The 15,870-nt window shown below is 71.8% G+C and carries 11 protein-coding genes and 1 pseudogene; 8 read left to right on the top strand and 4 right to left on the bottom strand.

Annotation, left to right across the window (positions count from 1 at the left end; translation table 11 throughout):
• Window positions 1-53: 53 nt before the first annotated feature.
• The gene (locus ADL08_RS24710; protein ID WP_078968302.1) at window positions 54-929 is read right to left on the bottom strand and encodes a hypothetical protein; all 876 of its coding nucleotides are present in this window, start codon (window positions 927-929) and stop codon (window positions 54-56) included.
• 223 nt (window positions 930-1,152) lie between these two features.
• Between ADL08_RS24710 and ADL08_RS24705 the strand changes: the two are divergent.
• The 6 genes and pseudogenes from ADL08_RS24705 to cseC all read left to right on the top strand — a co-directional run.
• Window positions 1,153-1,764, top strand: a pseudogene (locus ADL08_RS24705) (phosphatase PAP2 family protein); the annotation flags it as partial.
• 448 nt (window positions 1,765-2,212) lie between these two features.
• Entirely contained in the window at window positions 2,213-3,139 is a 927-nt protein-coding gene (locus tag ADL08_RS24700) for an A/G-specific adenine glycosylase (RefSeq protein WP_053646586.1), read from the top strand.
• Window positions 3,140-3,296: 157 nt separating this feature from the next.
• Window positions 3,297-3,869 carry a SigE family RNA polymerase sigma factor gene (locus ADL08_RS24695; RefSeq protein WP_053646585.1) on the top strand — a complete coding sequence of 191 codons (573 nt, stop codon included), beginning with the start codon at window positions 3,297-3,299 and terminating at the stop codon, window positions 3,867-3,869.
• A complete protein-coding gene (locus ADL08_RS35875) occupies window positions 3,857-4,618 on the top strand; it encodes a hypothetical protein (protein ID WP_199837077.1) in 762 nt (253 codons plus the stop codon). The genes ADL08_RS24695 and ADL08_RS35875 overlap by 13 nt, the downstream gene beginning before the upstream one ends.
• A 63-nt stretch (window positions 4,619-4,681) precedes the next feature.
• Entirely contained in the window at window positions 4,682-5,383 is a 702-nt protein-coding gene (gene cseB, locus ADL08_RS24685) for a two-component system response regulator CseB (protein WP_053646583.1), read from the top strand.
• On the top strand, window positions 5,380-6,699 hold the full coding sequence (gene cseC / locus ADL08_RS24680) for a two-component system sensor histidine kinase CseC (protein ID WP_053646581.1): 1,320 nt from the start codon (window positions 5,380-5,382) through the stop codon (window positions 6,697-6,699). The genes cseB and cseC overlap by 4 nt, the downstream gene beginning before the upstream one ends.
• Window positions 6,700-6,771: 72 nt before the next feature.
• Here cseC and ADL08_RS24675 read toward each other — a convergent pair whose 3' ends face one another.
• The gene (locus tag ADL08_RS24675) at window positions 6,772-8,352 is read right to left on the bottom strand and encodes an MDR family MFS transporter (protein ID WP_053646579.1); all 1,581 of its coding nucleotides are present in this window, start codon (window positions 8,350-8,352) and stop codon (window positions 6,772-6,774) included.
• Between the two features lie 102 nt (window positions 8,353-8,454).
• Between ADL08_RS24675 and ADL08_RS24670 the strand changes: the two genes are divergently transcribed.
• A complete protein-coding gene (locus ADL08_RS24670; protein WP_053646576.1) occupies window positions 8,455-9,012 on the top strand; it encodes a TetR/AcrR family transcriptional regulator in 558 nt (185 codons plus the stop codon).
• Window positions 9,013-9,032: 20 nt separating this feature from the next.
• Here ADL08_RS24670 and ADL08_RS24665 read toward each other — a convergent pair whose 3' ends face one another.
• Window positions 9,033-9,737: a M23 family metallopeptidase gene (locus ADL08_RS24665; RefSeq protein WP_053646574.1), complete on the bottom strand. Its 705-nt coding sequence runs from the start codon at window positions 9,735-9,737 to the stop codon at window positions 9,033-9,035.
• A 572-nt stretch (window positions 9,738-10,309) separates the two neighbouring features.
• Here ADL08_RS24665 and ADL08_RS24660 point away from each other — a divergent pair.
• Window positions 10,310-13,045, top strand: a complete 2,736-nt coding sequence (locus ADL08_RS24660) for an NACHT domain-containing protein (protein ID WP_053646571.1) — start codon at window positions 10,310-10,312, stop codon at window positions 13,043-13,045.
• Window positions 13,046-13,112: 67 nt separating this feature from the next.
• On the opposite strand, the gene ADL08_RS24655 is transcribed toward ADL08_RS24660, so the two are convergent.
• Complete coding sequence (locus ADL08_RS24655; protein WP_053646569.1) at window positions 13,113-15,635, bottom strand: ATP-dependent Clp protease ATP-binding subunit; 2,523 nt, start codon at window positions 15,633-15,635, stop codon at window positions 13,113-13,115.
• Between the last annotated feature and the right edge of the window lie 235 nt (window positions 15,636-15,870).

Raw genomic sequence — 15,870 nt, 5'->3', positions numbered from 1 at the left:
TCGGGGAGGTCCCAGCGCCCGTCCGGCGGGTCGGGGTCGGGGCCGCCGGGCTCTCAGTCCTTGGCGAGCGTGAACGAGGCCGGGAGGATCTTCACGCCCGGCATCGCGGCCTCCACCAGGTAGGTGCCGGGACCGGCCTTGCCCGCCGGGGCCGTGGCGCACTGCGGGGCGCTGCGTCCGCGGTCCCACTCCACGGCGTGGGTGACCGTCGCCCCCGCGGGGAGGCGCAGCAGGAGCGGGGTGCCGGGGCGCGGGCAGTGGGCGGAGGACCAGATCTCGTCGTCCTTGGCGTCGCTGATCGTCAGGACCGCGTTGCGGGGGCCGAAGTCGGCCTTGCAGGCGGCGGCCGAGGTGTTCCTCGCGATGAGCTGGAAGCGGGGCTTCTCCCCCGCCTCGTAGGTGACCTTGACGGACTTGAGCGTCAACTGGATGGATCCGGCGGGGCAGTTGGGGAGCGGCGAGTCGGCCGGGAGCTGCTGCCCCGCGCCGGTGCCCGCGCCGCCGTCGCCCCCGGCGCCGTCGCCGTCACCGTTCTTGGCGGGGTCCCCGGAGCCGGTCGAACCGGCGGAGTCCGCGCCCCCGGAGCCCGTACCGGCATCCGCGCCCGCGTCCGTGCCGCCCGATCCCGCACCACCGGATCCCGTACCGCCGTTGCCGCCGGAGGTCTCGTCCTCGTCGCCCGACTCGTCGCGCCCGCCGGGCTGTTGGCTGATCGCCGGCCCCGATCCGGAGGGTCCGGGCGTGATCGAGGGCGGGGTGGGCGACGAGCCGTTGGCGGAGTCGTTCGGCTTCTTCCCGCCCCCGCCGCCGGACGTCACGGCCCACACGGTGAGCAGGGCGAGGAGTGCCACCAGGCACAGCGCGACCGCCCTCCGTCGCCAGTAGATGGTGGAGGGAAGCGGCCCGACCGGATTGCGCAAAGATCCCACGAGCCGAACCTTACGAGAGATCGGGCCCAACTCCCGCCCCACCCGCCGCCCGAGACCCCAAGTTTTGCCGATGATCACACCCCTCTTTCCGGGAACTTTTTCCGGGCCCGCGAGTGAAAACGGGTCCAACCGGAGCGAATCGGCTCACCCCGCTTTCGGCGGGGTCCGTTCCGGCCGGCGGCCCGGGACGAGGCGCTCCGGATTCCGGTTAGCGTCGTTCCCCATGGACACCCTCCTCGACCTCTCCGATCGTCTGTATCTCGACGTCGCCGACCTCGCCCACACCACGCCGCACTGGTTCCAGCTGCTCGCCGAGGTCTGGACCGAGGCCGGACTGCTGCTCTTCGGCGTGCTCTTCCTGGCCGGCTGGTGGCGCACCCGCGACGGTTCGAGCCGGGCGATGGCGCTCGCGCTGCTCGCCCCGCTCGCCACCGCCTTCGGCTACGTGGTGAGCGAGTCGCTGAAGTCGCTGATCGACGAGGAACGTCCGTGCCGCGCGGTCGCCGGAGCGCCCGCCTCGCTCGTCACCTGCCCGCCGTACGGCGACTGGTCCTTCCCCAGCAACCACTCGGCCATCGCGGGAGCCGCCGCGATCGCCCTCGCCCTGTCCTGGCGCGGGATGGGCCGGTTCACGGTGCCGATGGCGATGCTCATGGCCGCCTCCCGGGTCTTCGTCGGCGTGCACTACCCGCACGACGTGACCGCCGGCCTGCTCCTCGGCGGTCTGGTCGCCTTCCTGGTGATGCGGTTCGCGGAGCCGCCGGTGCGGTCCCTGGTGGAGACGGCCCGGTCGAGCCGGAACACGGTGGTGGTGTGGTGCGCGGGCCGGGGCCCCCAGATGCCCGCTCCCGCGTACGGGAACCCCGATCCCGCGTACGGGAACCCGGATCCCGCGTACGGCAGCCCCGATCCCACGTACGGGAACCCCGGGCCCTCGTACGGGGCCGCCGCCCCCGCGTACGGGTCGTCCCCTTCGTACGACCCCGCCGCCCCGTACGGGTCCACGCCTCCGTACGACGCCTCCGGCCCGTACGGGGCCGCCCCCGCGCACGACCCCTCCGCCCCGTACGGCTCCGCCTCCCCGTACGGGTCGGCCCCCGCGTACGGGACCCCGGATCCCGCGTACGGGAACCCCGACCCCGTGTACGGAAACCCGGATCCCTCGTACGGGAACCCCGTCCCCGCGTACGAGGACCCCGCCTCCCCGCCCTCCGGGCCGCGGCGGAGCTCGCCGTACGACGCGCACTGAAACACCCCGGAGTCGTGTCAGGATCGGAGGTGCCATGACTTCCATCGACACGCCCTCCGCCGCCGAGATCCCCGGGGTCCCCGCCGTCCCCGCCGAGCTGCACCGGCCCGTCCTCGCCTGGTTCGACCAGCACGCCCGCGACCTGCCCTGGCGCCGCCCCGAAGCCGGTGCCTGGGGGGTCATGGTGAGCGAGTTCATGCTCCAGCAGACCCCGGTCGTCCGGGTCCTGCCGGTGTACGAGCAGTGGCTCGCGCGCTGGCCCCGCCCGGCCGACCTGGCCGCCGAGGCCCCCGGCGAGGCGGTCCGCGCCTGGGGCCGGCTGGGCTATCCGCGCCGGGCGCTGCGGCTGCACGCGGCGGCCGCGGCCATAACGGAGCGGCACGGCGGGGAGGTGCCCGGCGACCACGGGCAGCTCCTCGCCCTGCCCGGCATCGGGGAGTACACGGCCGCCGCGGTGGCCTCCTTCGCCTACGGGCAGCGGCACGCCGTCCTCGACACCAACGTGCGCCGGGTCTTCGCGCGGGCGGCGACCGGCGTCCAGTACCCGCCGAACGCGACCACGGCCGCCGAGCGGCGGCTCGCCCGCGCCCTGCTGCCGGAGGACGAGGAGACGGCCTCCCGCTGGGCCGCCGCCTCCATGGAGCTGGGCGCGCTCGTGTGCACGGCGAAGAACGAGGACTGCGGGCGCTGCCCGATCTCCGGGCAGTGCGCCTGGCGGCTCGCGGGGAAGCCGGCGCACGACGGCCCGCCGCGGCGCGGCCAGACGTACGCCGGGACCGACCGGCAGGTCCGGGGGCGGCTCCTCGCCGTCCTGCGGGACTCGCCGGACCCGGTGGCGCGCGAGGCCCTGGACGCGGTCTGGGACGAGCCGGTGCAGCGGGCCAGGGCCCTCGACGGCCTGGTCGCCGACGGCCTCGTCGAACCGCTGGACGGCGGCCTCTACCGCCTGCCGCTCTCCTGAGGCTCCTCCCGAAACCTCCTCCGCCCCCGCTGTTACACAACCGATGGGTAGCCGTGCGTCCACCGACGGCTGCCCCGCACAGCCCCGTGACAACCGCTCCGTAGCGTCGTCCGCGACACGAGGGAACAAGCAGGTCACGGGGATGGAGGCGGTTCGGATGAGGCACGGTGAGGTGCTCGACTTCGAGGAGTACGTACGCACGCGGCAGGACGCCCTGCTGCGCAGCGCGCGCCGTCTCGTGGCCGACCCCGTCGACGCCCAGGACCTCCTCCAGACGGCCCTGGCCCGTACGTACGGGCGCTGGGACGGCATCGCCGACAAGTCCCTCGCCGACGCCTATCTGCGCCGGGTCATGATCAACACCCGGACCGAGTGGTGGCGCTCCCGCAAGCTCGAAGAGGTGCCGACCGAGCAGCTGCCCGACGCGAGCGTGGCCGACGCGACCGAGCAGCACGCCGACCGGGCCCTCCTGATGGACGTCCTGAAGGTGCTCGCGCCGAAGCAGCGCAGCGTCGTCGTCCTGCGGCACTGGGAACAGATGAGCACGGAGGAGACGGCGGCGGCGCTCGGCATGTCGACCGGTACGGTGAAGTCCACGCTCCACCGCGCGCTCGCCCGGCTCCGGCAGGAGCTGGAGAGCCGCGACCTCGACGCCCGCGCCCTGGGGCGGACCGGGGAGCGGACGACCGTACGAGGCGACCAAGGGGGTCGGGAGCGGTGCGCGGCATAGACGACGGGCCCGACGGCGGAAGACACGACGGCCCCTTCGGCGACCCCTTCGGCAGCGGCCCCGGCGGCGGCGACCGGCTTCCGGCCGGGCGCCGCCGCCCTCGGCGTACCGTCCGGGCGGCGGGCGCCACGGCGACGGCCGGGCTCGTCGCCGTCGGCCTCTCCCTGGCCGCCTGCTCCACCGGCGGCACGGGCTCCCGCGACGAGGGCGCGGCCCGCACCGACGGGATCGCCTCGGCCGCCCCCACCCCCTCGCCCTCGGCCACCGCGGGCCCCCAGTCGGCGGAGCGGGTGGACCCGGTCGAGCTGCTCAAGGGCGATCCGAGGATCGGCGAGCGGTTCAAGGCCGACCTGAAGCCGTGCGCCGCGGACTCGTACCCGGTGGACGCCTCCTACGGCAACCTCACCGACGCCTCCGCCCCCGACGTCGTCGTCAACGTGATGACCTGCGGTGACGGCATCGGCATCGGCACGTACGTCTACCGCGACCGGAACGGCGGCTACGAGAACGTCTTCAAGGCCGAGGACGCGGCGGTGTACGCCACGATCGACCGGGGCGACCTGATCGTCACCAAGCAGGTGTACGCGAAGGGCGACCCGGTCGCGTACCCCTCGGGCGAGGACGTGATCACCTACCGCTGGACGGGCAGCCGGTTCGTCCAGCACGACTGGGTCCACAACGACTACAGCCGGTCGGTCGGCGAGGGCGAGGGCCTGGAGCCCGCGCCGAGCGCGTCCCCCGCGGGCTGAGCCGCGCCCGAGGACGCGCGAAGAGACACGGAAAGACGCACCGACCCCGGAGGAAGACCCACGATGGCCGAAACCCACGTCCTGTTCGTCGAGGACGACGACGTCATCCGTGAGGCCACCCAGCTCGCCCTGGAGCGGGACGGCTTCCGGGTCACGGCCATGCCCGACGGCCTCTCCGGCCTGGACTCCTTCCGGGCGCGGCGGCCGGACATCGCCCTGCTCGACGTGATGCTGCCGGGCATGGACGGCGTCAGCCTCTGCCGCCGCATCCGCGACGAGTCGACGGTCCCGGTGATCATGCTGTCGGCGCGCGCCGACTCCATCGACGTCGTCCTCGGCCTGGAGGCCGGGGCGGACGACTACGTCACCAAGCCCTTCGACGGCTCGGTGCTGATGGCCCGCATCCGGGCCGTGCTGCGCCGCTTCGGGCACGCCGGCGGCGGCGAGGGCGGGGACGAGCGGGGGGACGGCGGGCTGCTGGCCTTCGGGGACCTGGAGATCGACACCGAGGGCATGGAGGTCAGGAGGGGCGGGGCGCCGGTGGCGCTGACCCCGACCGAGATGCGGCTGCTCCTGGAGTTCTCGTCCGCGCCGGGCACCGTGCTGTCCCGGGACAAGCTCCTGGAGCGGGTCTGGGACTACGGCTGGGGCGGCGACACCCGGGTCGTGGACGTGCACGTGCAGCGACTGCGGGCCAAGATCGGCCAGGACAGGATCGAGACCGTCCGCGGCTTCGGCTACAAGCTCAGGGGCCAGGGCGGGTGAGACCGTTTCCCCTGCGCACCGGGGTCCGCTGGAAGATCGCCGTCGCCATCGCGGCGGTCGGCGCCCTCATCGCGGTCACCCTGAGCGTGGTCGTGCACAACGCCGCCCGCATCTCGATGCTCGACAACGCGCGCGACGTGCAGATGGAGCGGCTGCTCTTCGCCCAGCGGCTGTACGAGACGTCGAAGCCGAAGGAGCCCCGCTTCGGCACCAAGATCAACGATCCGGCGCTGCCGCACCAGCTCGACCGGCTGATGCGGGACAACCGGCGCGGCACCTACGTGCAGGAGCACCGGCACGGCGGCCCGCCCGACGTGTGGGCGGCCGTGCCGCTCGCCAACGGCGACGTGCTCTCGCTGCACATCCCCTTCGCCGACCGCAGCGCGAAGCTCATGGGCGATCTGGACCGGGCGCTCGTCATCGGCTCGGTCTCGGTGGTCTTCGGCGGGTGCGCGCTCGGTGTGCTCATCGGCGGCCGGCTCTCGCGGCGGCTGCGGAAGGCGGCCGTCGCGGCCGGCCGGGTCGCCCAGGGCAACACGGACGTACGGGTGCGGGAGGCCGTCGGCGGGGTCGTACGGGACGAGACCGACGACCTGGCGCGGGCGGTCGACGCCCTGACCGACGCCCTGAACGAGCGGATCGAGGCCGAGCGGCGGGTCACCGCGGACATCGCGCACGAGCTGCGGACCCCCGTCACGGGGCTGCTCACGGCGGCCGAGCTGCTGCCGCCGGGGCGTCCGACGGAGCTGGTGCGGGACCGGGCGCAGGCGATGCGGACGCTGGTCGAGGACGTCCTTGAGGTGGCCCGGCTGGACAGCGCGTCGGAGCGGGCCGAGCTCCAGGAGATCGCGCTCGGGGAGTTCGTGGAGCGGCGGGTGCGGGCCCTGGACCCGGAGGTCGTCGTCCGGGTCGTGCACGACTCCTGGGTGAACACCGACCCGCGCCGGCTCGAACGGGTCCTGGGCAATCTCCTCGCCAACGCGGCCAAGCACGGGAAGCCGCCGGTGGAGGTGACGGTCGAGGGCCGGGTGGTGCGCGTCCGCGACCACGGTCCCGGCTTCCCCGAGGCCCTCCTCAGGGAGGGGCCGAGCCGGTTCCGTACGGGGTCGAGCGACCGCGCGGGCCAGGGCCACGGCCTGGGCCTGACGATCGCGTCGGGCCAGGCCCGGGTCCTGGGCGCCCGGCTGACCTTCCGGAACGTGGCGTCGGAGGGGGCGCCGAACGGGGTGGGCGGGGCCATCGCGGTCCTGTGGCTCCCGGACCACGCGCCGACGAACACGGGCAGCTTCCCGGTCCTGCGGCTGCCGAAACAGTAGGGACACCGGGTACGGCGACGGGGCCGCACCCCCCTCCAAGGGGGGCCGGCCCCGTCGTCGTGCCCGCGGGTCTCAGACCTTCTCGGCGACCTTCGCCGGGCCGTCCCCCGCGTTCTGCCCGGGGTCGGCGGCCGGGCCGGCGCCCCGGAGCGCCACCTCCTTGACGAAGAAGGCGAGGACGAAGGCGAGGACGGCGACCGCCGCGGCGAGCAGGAAGGCGCCGTGGGTGCCGGAGGCCACCGCGTGCTGGTAGGCCTCGCGGAGCTCCGCCGGCAGCTTGGCGAGGCTCGCCGCGTCGAGCTGGGCGGTCCGCGCCGTCAGGTCCGACCCGCCCCGGGCGGTCATCTCGTCCTGGACGCGGGCGGTGAAGAGCGCGCCCATGATCGCGACGCCGAAGGAGGAGCCGAGCGTCCGGAAGAGGGTGGTGGAGGAGGAGGCGACGCCCATGTCCTTCATCTCCACGCTGTTCTGGGCGACCAGCATGGTGATCTGCATGAGGAAGCCCATGCCGGCGCCGAGGACGGCCATCCAGACCCCGGAGACCAGGCGCGAGGTGCCGGTGTCCATGGTGGAGAGCAGGAAGAGGCCGGCCGTCATCAGGGCGCCGCCCGCGATGGGGAACACCTTGTACCTGCCGGTGCTGGTGGTGACCCGGCCCGCGACCAGCGAGACGACCATCATCGAGAGCAGCATCGGCAGGAGCAGCAGTCCGGAGTTGGTCGCGGAGGCGCCCTGGACGGACTGCTGGAAGAGCGGCAGGTAGAGGACCGCGCCGAACATCACGAAGCCGGCGATGAAGCCGATCAGGGACATCAGGGTGAAGTTGCGGCTGCGGAAGATGTGCAGCGGCACGATCGGGTCGCTCGCCCGGGTCTCCACCCACAGGAAGGCGAGGAGCGCGGCGACGCCGCCGACCGCGAGGCCGACGATGGTGGCCGAGCCCCAGGCGTACTCCGTGCCGCCCCAGGTGGTGACCAGGACGATGGCGGTGATGCCGGCGGTCAGCAGCGCGGCGCCGGGGAAGTCGATCCGGGTGTCCGTGTTCCGCGGCTTCTTCGGCAGGTGCAGGACGGTGGTGACCATGGCGAGGGCGACGGCGCCGAGCGGCAGGTTGATGTAGAAGGACCAGCGCCAGCCCCAGTGGTCGGTGATGGTGCCGCCGACGAGGGGGCCGCCGATCATGGCGAGGGCCATCACGCCGGCCATCATGCCCTGGTACCTGCCGCGCTCGCGGGGCGGGACGAGGTCGCCGATGATCGCCATCACGCCGACCATGAGGCCGCCGGCGCCGAGGCCCTGGACCGCGCGGAAGCCGATGAGCTGGCCCATGTCCTGGGCCATGCCGCTGAGCGCCGAGCCGATCAGGAAGATCACGATCGAGGTGAGGAAGACGCCCTTGCGGCCGAACATGTCGCCGAACTTGCCCCAGAGCGGGGTGGAGGCGGCGGTGGCCAGGGTGTAGGCGGTGACGACCCAGGAGAGGTGCTCCAGGCCGCCGAGCTCGCCGACGATCGTCGGCATCGCGGTGCCGATGATCATGTTGTCCAGCATCGCGAGGAGCATCGCGATCATGAGGGCGAGCAGGACGACGCGGACGCTGCGCGCCGGCGGGGCCCCTCCCTCTGCCGTTCGAACGTTCTGTTGCGTCGCCATGCCATTCCCTTACTTGCCGCCCGGCTAGTTACTACACTGGGGAAGGTAGACCTGTAACTAGCCGGTCGTCAAGTAAGTTCTTTGGAAAGTGGAGGGCACCCCATGGCCCGAGGCAACACCCGTCAGCGCATCCAGGACGTGGCCCTCGAACTCTTCGCGGAGCAGGGCTACGAGAAGACCTCCCTGCGCGAGATCGCGGAACGCCTCGACGTGACCAAGGCGGCGCTCTACTACCACTTCAAGACCAAGGAGGACATCCTGGTCGGGATCTTCGAGGACCTGACCAGGCCCATGGACGAGCTGATCGCGTGGGCCGGGGAGCAGCCCCGCACGGTCGAGACCAAGCGGGAGGTCGTGCGCCGCTACCAGGTGGCGCTGCGCGCGGCGGCGCCGCTCTACCGCTTCATGCAGGAGAACCAGGCCACCGTGCGCGAGCTGAGCGTCGGGCTCACCTTCAAGGAGCGCATGGTCACGCTGACCGGCCTGCTGTACGACGACGACTTCCCCGTCAAGGAGAAGGTCCGCTGCATCAGCGCGGTCTTCACCCTCCACGCGGGCACGTTCTTCATGCAGAACGTCGAGGGCGACCCCGAGGACAAGCACGAAGCGGTCCTCGAGGTCGCCCTCGATCTCATCGACGAGGCCCACCGGGCCTCATAGGTTCACAGCGGGTCCGGCGATCAGATGCCGACGCCGTGGGCGCGCAGGAAGGCGGCCGGGTTGACGGCGGAGCCGTAGTTCGGGGTGGTGCGGATCTCGAAGTGCAGGTGGGGGCCGGAGGAGTTGCCGGTGTTGCCCGAGAGGGCGATGCGCTGACCGGCGCCGACCTTCTGGCCGATCTTGACCTGGATCTTCGACAGGTGGGCGTACTGCGAGTACGTGCCGTTGGCGTGCTTGACCACGATGGCGTTGCCGTACGCGGGGCCGTCGCCGCCGCCGTACGGGCCGGCCTTCACGACGGTGCCGGCGCCGGCGGCCTTGACCGGGGTGCCGACCGGGACGGCGAAGTCCTGGCCGGAGTGCTTGTGGGCCCACATGGCGCCGCCCTGGTTGAAGCTGGCGCTGAGGCTGTAGGAGCTGACCGGCTTCACCCAGGCCGGAGCCTTCTTGGCGGCGGCGGCCTTCTTGGTGGCGGTCGCCTTCACGGCGGTCGCCTTGACGGTGACGGTCTTCGCGGCGGCGGCCTTCACCTGGGCGGCGAGGTGCGCCTGGGTCTCGGCCTGGGCGGCGACGGCGGCGGACGCGGTCGCGGCGGTCGGGACGACGGCCTTGCCCTCGGCGGCGAAGGCGGACCCTGCTCCGGCCACCAGCGACGCCCCCAGGCCGGCAGTGGCGAGAGCGACGGCGGCGGCACGGGTGGCGGGGTTCATAACGCGCTTCGACATACGGGGGAAAACCTCCGGGGAGTACGGGACCCGACGCGCTTTCGGTGCGGCGTCGGGCTTGCTCATCCTTGGTAACCCGGACCCCCATCCAGGCCAAAACACCCCATCTACGACATAGCGTCGTAGCGATCACCAGAGAAGTTCAGGTCTTGACCACCCGGAGCCGGGGCTGCGAAATCGGACATAACCACCCAAGAAAACCGGTTTAACCGCACGTCTCGGCGGCTCGGACCGCCCAGGAGGCCGCTCCGGGCCCGGACCGGGACCCATCGGGACCTTCGACCCGCCGCTTCATGCCCACATGTCCGAAATAAACACCAATGTTCACCACTATTCCGGTTAGTACCCCTCGAAACCCCTGTGCGCCTTGTCACCAGGGGGGCGTTCCGGATGGGACCTGGGTCACGCGAAAAGGCATTCCGGATGGGACCTGGGTCACGTGACCGGGGCCACTTCGGGGGATTCGGAAAGCCGGAAAAGGGGTCCGGAAGGGGCCCGGGTCACACCTCGGGCCGCCGCCGGACGCCTCCCCCACTACGCTGACCGCTTCGGGGAGACACAGGGGGTCACCAATGGAACCGGCACTCATCGGCACGCGCCTCGCCTCGGCCGCGATCGGCCCGCTCCTGAAGAAGCTCCTCGCGAGCGAGGGCCCCGGGGCGGGCCTGGTCCGCAAGGACGCCGAGGTCCGGCTCTCCGGCCTCGTCTCCTTCCGGGGCGAGAAGCGCACCCTCACCGAGAAGGACGTCCGCAAGCTCGCGGCCACCCTGGTCGAACGCTCCCGGCAGGGGGCCGGGGAGCCGCCGTTCCCCGCCGACGAGACCGAGGCCGTCACCGACGCCCTCGCCGCGAACCTGCTGGCCCTCGGCGACCTCGACATGGACGACGTCCAGGCCGTCCGCCTCGGCCACCGCGACCTCGCCCGCCGGCTGCGGGCCGCCGCCCCGGCCCCCGACGGCCTCTCCACCGACTCGGCCCTCTACCTGGAGACCATGACCGAGTGGGCCTGCCTCCACATCCTGGAGTTCTTCACCCGGCGCTCCACCTTCATCGCCCGCGGCCTGGTCGAGCAGACCCGCGCCCAGGCCGAGCTCCTCGCCCGGGTCGACGCCGTCCTGACCCGCGTCCCGGCGCCCGAGGGCGAGGACGCGGCCTTCGAACGCCGCTACCTGGCGCACCTCGCGAAGAAGCACGGCCGCCTGACGATCTACGGCGTCGACCTGCACCACTCGCCGGACGAGTGGCCCCTGGACACGGCGTACCTGTCCCTGGAGGCGACGGGCGGGGAGGGCGCGCACGAGACCTCCGGACGGGAGGGCGCGCGCGAGGCGTCCGGACGGGAGGGCGCGCGCGAGGCGTCCGGACGGGAGGAGCGCCCCCGTCTCCCGCAGCGGGAACAGGCCTCCGTCCGCGCCGACCTCGCCCTCGCCCGCCACGACAAGGTCCTCCTTCGCGGCCTCGCGGGCTCCGGCAAGACCACGCTCGTCCAGTGGCTGACGGTCTCGGCGGCGGCGACCGAGGACCGGCCGGAGGGCATGGCCTACCTCCGGGGCCGCGTCCCCTTCGTCCTGCCCCTGCGCGCCCTCACCCGCCACGGCGAGCGGCTCCCCTCCCCCGACCGCTTCCTGTCCGCCGCCGGCTGCCCGCTCACCCCGCCCGACGGCTGGACCGACCGGGTCCTCGCGGCCGGGCGGGGGCTGGTCCTGGTCGACGGCATCGACGAGATCCCCGAGGCCGAGCGCGGCCGGGCCCGGGACTGGCTGCGCGACCTCCTCGGCGCGTACGGGGGCAACCGCTGGCTCGTCACCTCGCGCCCCACCGCCGTACGGGACGACTGGCTGGCCCCGGACGGTTTCACCGAGCTGACCCTCGCGCCCATGGCCCGCGCGGAGGTCACCGCCTTCGTACGCCGCTGGCACGAGGCCGCAGGACCGGACGCGGCGGTCCACGAGCAGCCGCTCCTGGACGCGCTGCGCACCGCCGAGCACGTGGCCCAGCTCGCCACCAACCCCCTGATGTGCGGTCTGATCTGCGCCCTCCACCGCGACCGGCGCGGCTTCCTGCCCCGGGGCCGCAAGGCGCTCTACGAGGCGGCCCTGTCCATGCTCCTGTCCCGGCGGGACCGGGAGCGGGACATGGGCGCCCCGACCGGGATCGTCCTCGACGAGGCCCCGCAGATCCAGCTGATCCAGCGCCTGGCGTACTGGCTGACGCTGAACGGGCGCACGCAGCTGGACCGCGCGCACGCCGCGTCGATCGTCGCCGAGGCCGTCCCGGCGGTCCCGGACGCCTCGGCGTACCCCCCGGACCGGGTCTTCACCCACCTCCTCCACCGCAGCGGTCTCCTGCGCGAGCCCACGGCCGACACGGTCGAGTTCGTCCACCGCACCTTCCAGGACCACCTGGCCGCGAAGGCCCTCGTGGACCACTGGGACATCGGCGTCCTCGTCCGCCACGCGGCCGACGACCAGTGGGAGGACGTGATCCGCATGGCGGTGGGGCATGCTCGGCCGCGCGAGTGCGCGGAGATCCTGCGGGAGCTGCTGTCGGCTGCGGACTCGACGGAGGACCACCGCGTACGCATGAGGCTCACCCTGCTGGCGGCGACGGCCCTGGACCACGCGACGGAGCTGTCCCCGGAGATCCGGGCGGAGGTGCTGCGGAGGACGGGGGAGGTGGTTCCGCCGCGGTCGCCCGAGGAGGCCCGGCAGCTGGCGGAGGTGGGACCGCTGGTCCTCGGACTGCTGGGCGCACCGGAGGAACTGACCCTTGAGGAAGCGATTTATTCGGTGACCACCGCGTCTCACGTCACGACCGACGCGGCCCTCCTCTACCTGGCCCGCTTCGTACGGCATCCCTCTCTGGAGGTACGTTCACAGCTCATCTGGTCGTGGTTTCGCTTCGACCCGCGCTCCTACGCCGATGAGATCGTGACGCACCTCGATCCGGGGGGTCTCATCTTCACGGTCCACCGGGACGCCGAAGCAGACGAACTGATTCGGCTCGGCCTGACCGCCCCGTGGCTGGACATCAACGGCATGGTCTCCACCGATCGTGTGGCCGCGCTTCTGTCCCTGTGCGATCCGACCTACCTCCGCCTGGAGCGCTTCGGCGGGGAGCGGGGCGGCATGCCGCCCATGTCGCCGTCCGCCCGGCTGAGGCATTTCGAACTGCGTTGGCGTGACTCCAGAGCTGCGTTGGACCTGGCGCCGCTCGCCTCCCTGCCCCACCTGGAAACGGTGGAGGTCTACGGGCCCGTGACCGGCACCGAGCACTTCCCGCCTCGCGTCCGGTTCACATCCTTCTGAACGACGAAGGGGCGGCCCCGGAACCATCGGGTTCCGGGGCCGCCCCTTCGTGCTCAGGCGTTATGCCTTACGCGTCCTTCGAGAGGTTCGGACCAGGTCCGCCCGCCGCCTCGACCGGCGGGGCGTCCGGCAGGGCCGACTTCTCCTCGCCGCGGAAGGTGAACTTGCGCTCCTCGCCCTCGCCCTCGGTGTCCACGACCACGATGTGACCGGGGCGCAGCTCGCCGAAGAGGATCTTCTCCGAGAGCGTGTCCTCGATCTCGCGCTGGATCGTCCGGCGCAGCGGCCGGGCGCCCATCACCGGGTCGTAACCCTTCTTGGCGAGCAGCTCCTTCGCGGACTGGGAGAGCTCGATGCCCATGTCCCGGTCCTTCAGGCGCTCGTCCACGCGGCCGACCATCAGGTCGACGATCTGGAGGATGTCGTCCTGGGTGAGCTGCGGGAAGACGATGATGTCGTCCACACGGTTGAGGAACTCCGGGCGGAAGTGCTGCTTCAGCTCGTCGCTGACCTTCGCCTTCATCCGCTCGTAGTTGGACTTCGTGTCGCCCTGGGCCGCGAAGCCCAGGTTGAAGCCCTTCGAGATGTCCCTGGTCCCGAGGTTGGTCGTCATGATGATGACCGTGTTCTTGAAGTCCACGACCCGGCCCTGGGAGTCGGTCAGGCGACCGTCCTCCAGGATCTGGAGAAGGGAATTGAAGATATCGGGGTGGGCCTTCTCGACCTCGTCGAAGAGGACGACGGAGAACGGCTTGCGGCGCACCTTCTCGGTGAGCTGGCCGCCCTCTTCGTAGCCGACGTATCCGGGCGGCGAACCGAAGAGACGGGAAACCGTGTGCTTCTCGCTGAACTCCGACATGTCGAGGGAGATCATCGCGTCCTCGTCGCCGAAGAGGAATTCGGCGAGGGCCTTCGACAGCTCGGTCTTACCGACACCGGACGGACCGGCGAAGATGAACGAGCCACCGGGGCGCTTCGGGTCCTTCAGACCGGCCCGCGTACGGCGGATCGCCCGGGAAAGACCGATGACGGCGTCCTTCTGGCCGATGACGCGCTTGTGGAGCTCGTCCTCCATGCGCAGCAGACGCGAGGACTCCTCCTCGGTCAGCTTGAAGACCGGAATGCCGGTGGCGGTCGCGAGGACCTCGGCGATCAGCTCGCCGTCGACCTCGGCGACGACGTCCATGTCGCCGGCCTTCCACTCCTTCTCGCGCTTGGCCTTCGCGGCGAGGAGCTGCTTCTCCTTGTCGCGCAGGGACGCGGCCTTCTCGAAGTCCTGCGAGTCGATCGCGGACTCCTTGTCGCGGCGGACGCCGGCGATCTTCTCGTCGAACTCGCGGAGGTCCGGCGGCGCGGTCATCCGGCGGATGCGCATCCGGGAACCGGCCTCGTCGATCAGGTCGATCGCCTTGTCCGGCAGGAAGCGGTCCGAGATGTACCGGTCGGCCAGGGTCGCGGCCTGGACGAGGGCCTCGTCGGTGATGGAGACCCGGTGGTGGGCCTCGTACCGGTCGCGCAGACCCTTGAGGATCTCGATGGTGTGCGGCAGCGACGGCTCGGCGACCTGGATGGGCTGGAAGCGGCGCTCCAGGGCCGCGTCCTTCTCCAGGTACTTCCGGTACTCGTCGAGCGTGGTGGCGCCGATGGTCTGGAGCTCACCGCGGGCCAGCATCGGCTTGAGGATGCTGGCGGCGTCGATCGCGCCCTCGGCGGCGCCCGCACCCACGAGGGTGTGGAGCTCGTCGATGAACAGGATGATGTCGCCGCGGGTGCGGATCTCCTTGAGGACCTTCTTCAGGCGCTCCTCGAAGTCACCGCGGTAGCGGGAGCCGGCGACCAGCGCGCCGAGGTCCAGGGTGTAGAGATGCTTGTCCTTGAGGGTCTCGGGCACCTCGCCCTTGACGATGGCCTGGGCCAGGCCCTCGACGACGGCGGTCTTGCCGACGCCGGGCTCGCCGATGAGGACCGGGTTGTTCTTGGTGCGGCGGGACAGCACCTGCATGACCCGCTCGATCTCCTTCTCGCGCCCGATGACCGGGTCGAGCTTGGATTCGCGGGCCGCCTGGGTGAGGTTCCGGCCGAACTGGTCGAGGACCAGGGACGTCGAGGGGGTGCCCTCGGCAGGACCGCCGGCCGTGGCGGCTTCCTTGCCCTGGTAGCCGGAGAGCAGCTGGATCACCTGCTGCCGGACCCGGTTGAGATCGGCGCCCAGCTTCACGAGGACCTGGGCGGCGACGCCCTCGCCCTCGCGGATCAGGCCGAGCAGGATGTGCTCGGTGCCGATGTAGTTGTGGCCGAGCTGGAGGGCCTCCCGGAGCGACAGCTCCAGGACCTTCTTGGCACGAGGGGTGAAGGGGATGTGCCCGGACGGGGCCTGCTGGCCCTGGCCGATGATCTCCTCCACCTGCTGGCGGACCGCCTCGAGCGAAATCCCGAGGCTCTCCAGGGCCTTAGCGGCGACACCCTCACCCTCGTGGATAAGGCCCAGAAGGATGTGCTCGGTGCCGATGTAGTTGTGGTTGAGCATCCGGGCTTCTTCCTGAGCCAGGACGACAACCCGCCGCGCGCGGTCGGTGAACCTCTCGAACATCGTTAATCGCTCCTCAGAGCGGTCAGTCAGTTAGGGGTCGATCCCCTCCCTGTCCTTCCGCAGCTTAGTCCCGCAAGCGGGGACCGCTCATTCCAACTGCCGACATCCGTCCGGATCACCCCCTTGTCCGTGGGGAGACCTGCTGCCGAACAACCGACAAATGCTCCAACCCGATGGTGCGAGACGATGTTCCCGCAGGCCAAGTAGTTAGCCGCGCCTTCAGTACGCCGATGGC

The sequence above is a fragment of the Streptomyces sp. NRRL F-6492 genome (assembly GCF_001280125.1).
Lineage (GTDB): Bacteria > Actinomycetota > Actinomycetes > Streptomycetales > Streptomycetaceae > Streptomyces.
This window is presented reverse-complemented; position numbering and strand designations above follow the sequence as displayed.

What these genes read in the sequence shown, in the direction of transcription:
- ADL08_RS24700 (WP_053646586.1), top strand. Translation starts at nt 2,213, where the DNA reads ATGACTTCCATCGACACGCCCTCCGCCGCCGAGATCCCCGGGGTCCCC.
- ADL08_RS24695 (WP_053646585.1), top strand. Translation starts at nt 3,297, where the DNA reads ATGAGGCACGGTGAGGTGCTCGACTTCGAGGAGTACGTACGCACGCGG.
- cseB (WP_053646583.1), top strand. Translation starts at nt 4,682, where the DNA reads ATGGCCGAAACCCACGTCCTGTTCGTCGAGGACGACGACGTCATCCGT.
- ADL08_RS24675 (WP_053646579.1), bottom strand. Translation starts at nt 8,352, where the DNA reads ATGGCGACGCAACAGAACGTTCGAACGGCAGAGGGAGGGGCCCCGCCG.
- ADL08_RS24670 (WP_053646576.1), top strand. Translation starts at nt 8,455, where the DNA reads ATGGCCCGAGGCAACACCCGTCAGCGCATCCAGGACGTGGCCCTCGAA.
- ADL08_RS24665 (WP_053646574.1), bottom strand. Translation starts at nt 9,737, where the DNA reads ATGTCGAAGCGCGTTATGAACCCCGCCACCCGTGCCGCCGCCGTCGCT.
- ADL08_RS24660 (WP_053646571.1), top strand. Translation starts at nt 10,310, where the DNA reads ATGGAACCGGCACTCATCGGCACGCGCCTCGCCTCGGCCGCGATCGGC.
- ADL08_RS24655 (WP_053646569.1), bottom strand. Translation starts at nt 15,635, where the DNA reads ATGTTCGAGAGGTTCACCGACCGCGCGCGGCGGGTTGTCGTCCTGGCT.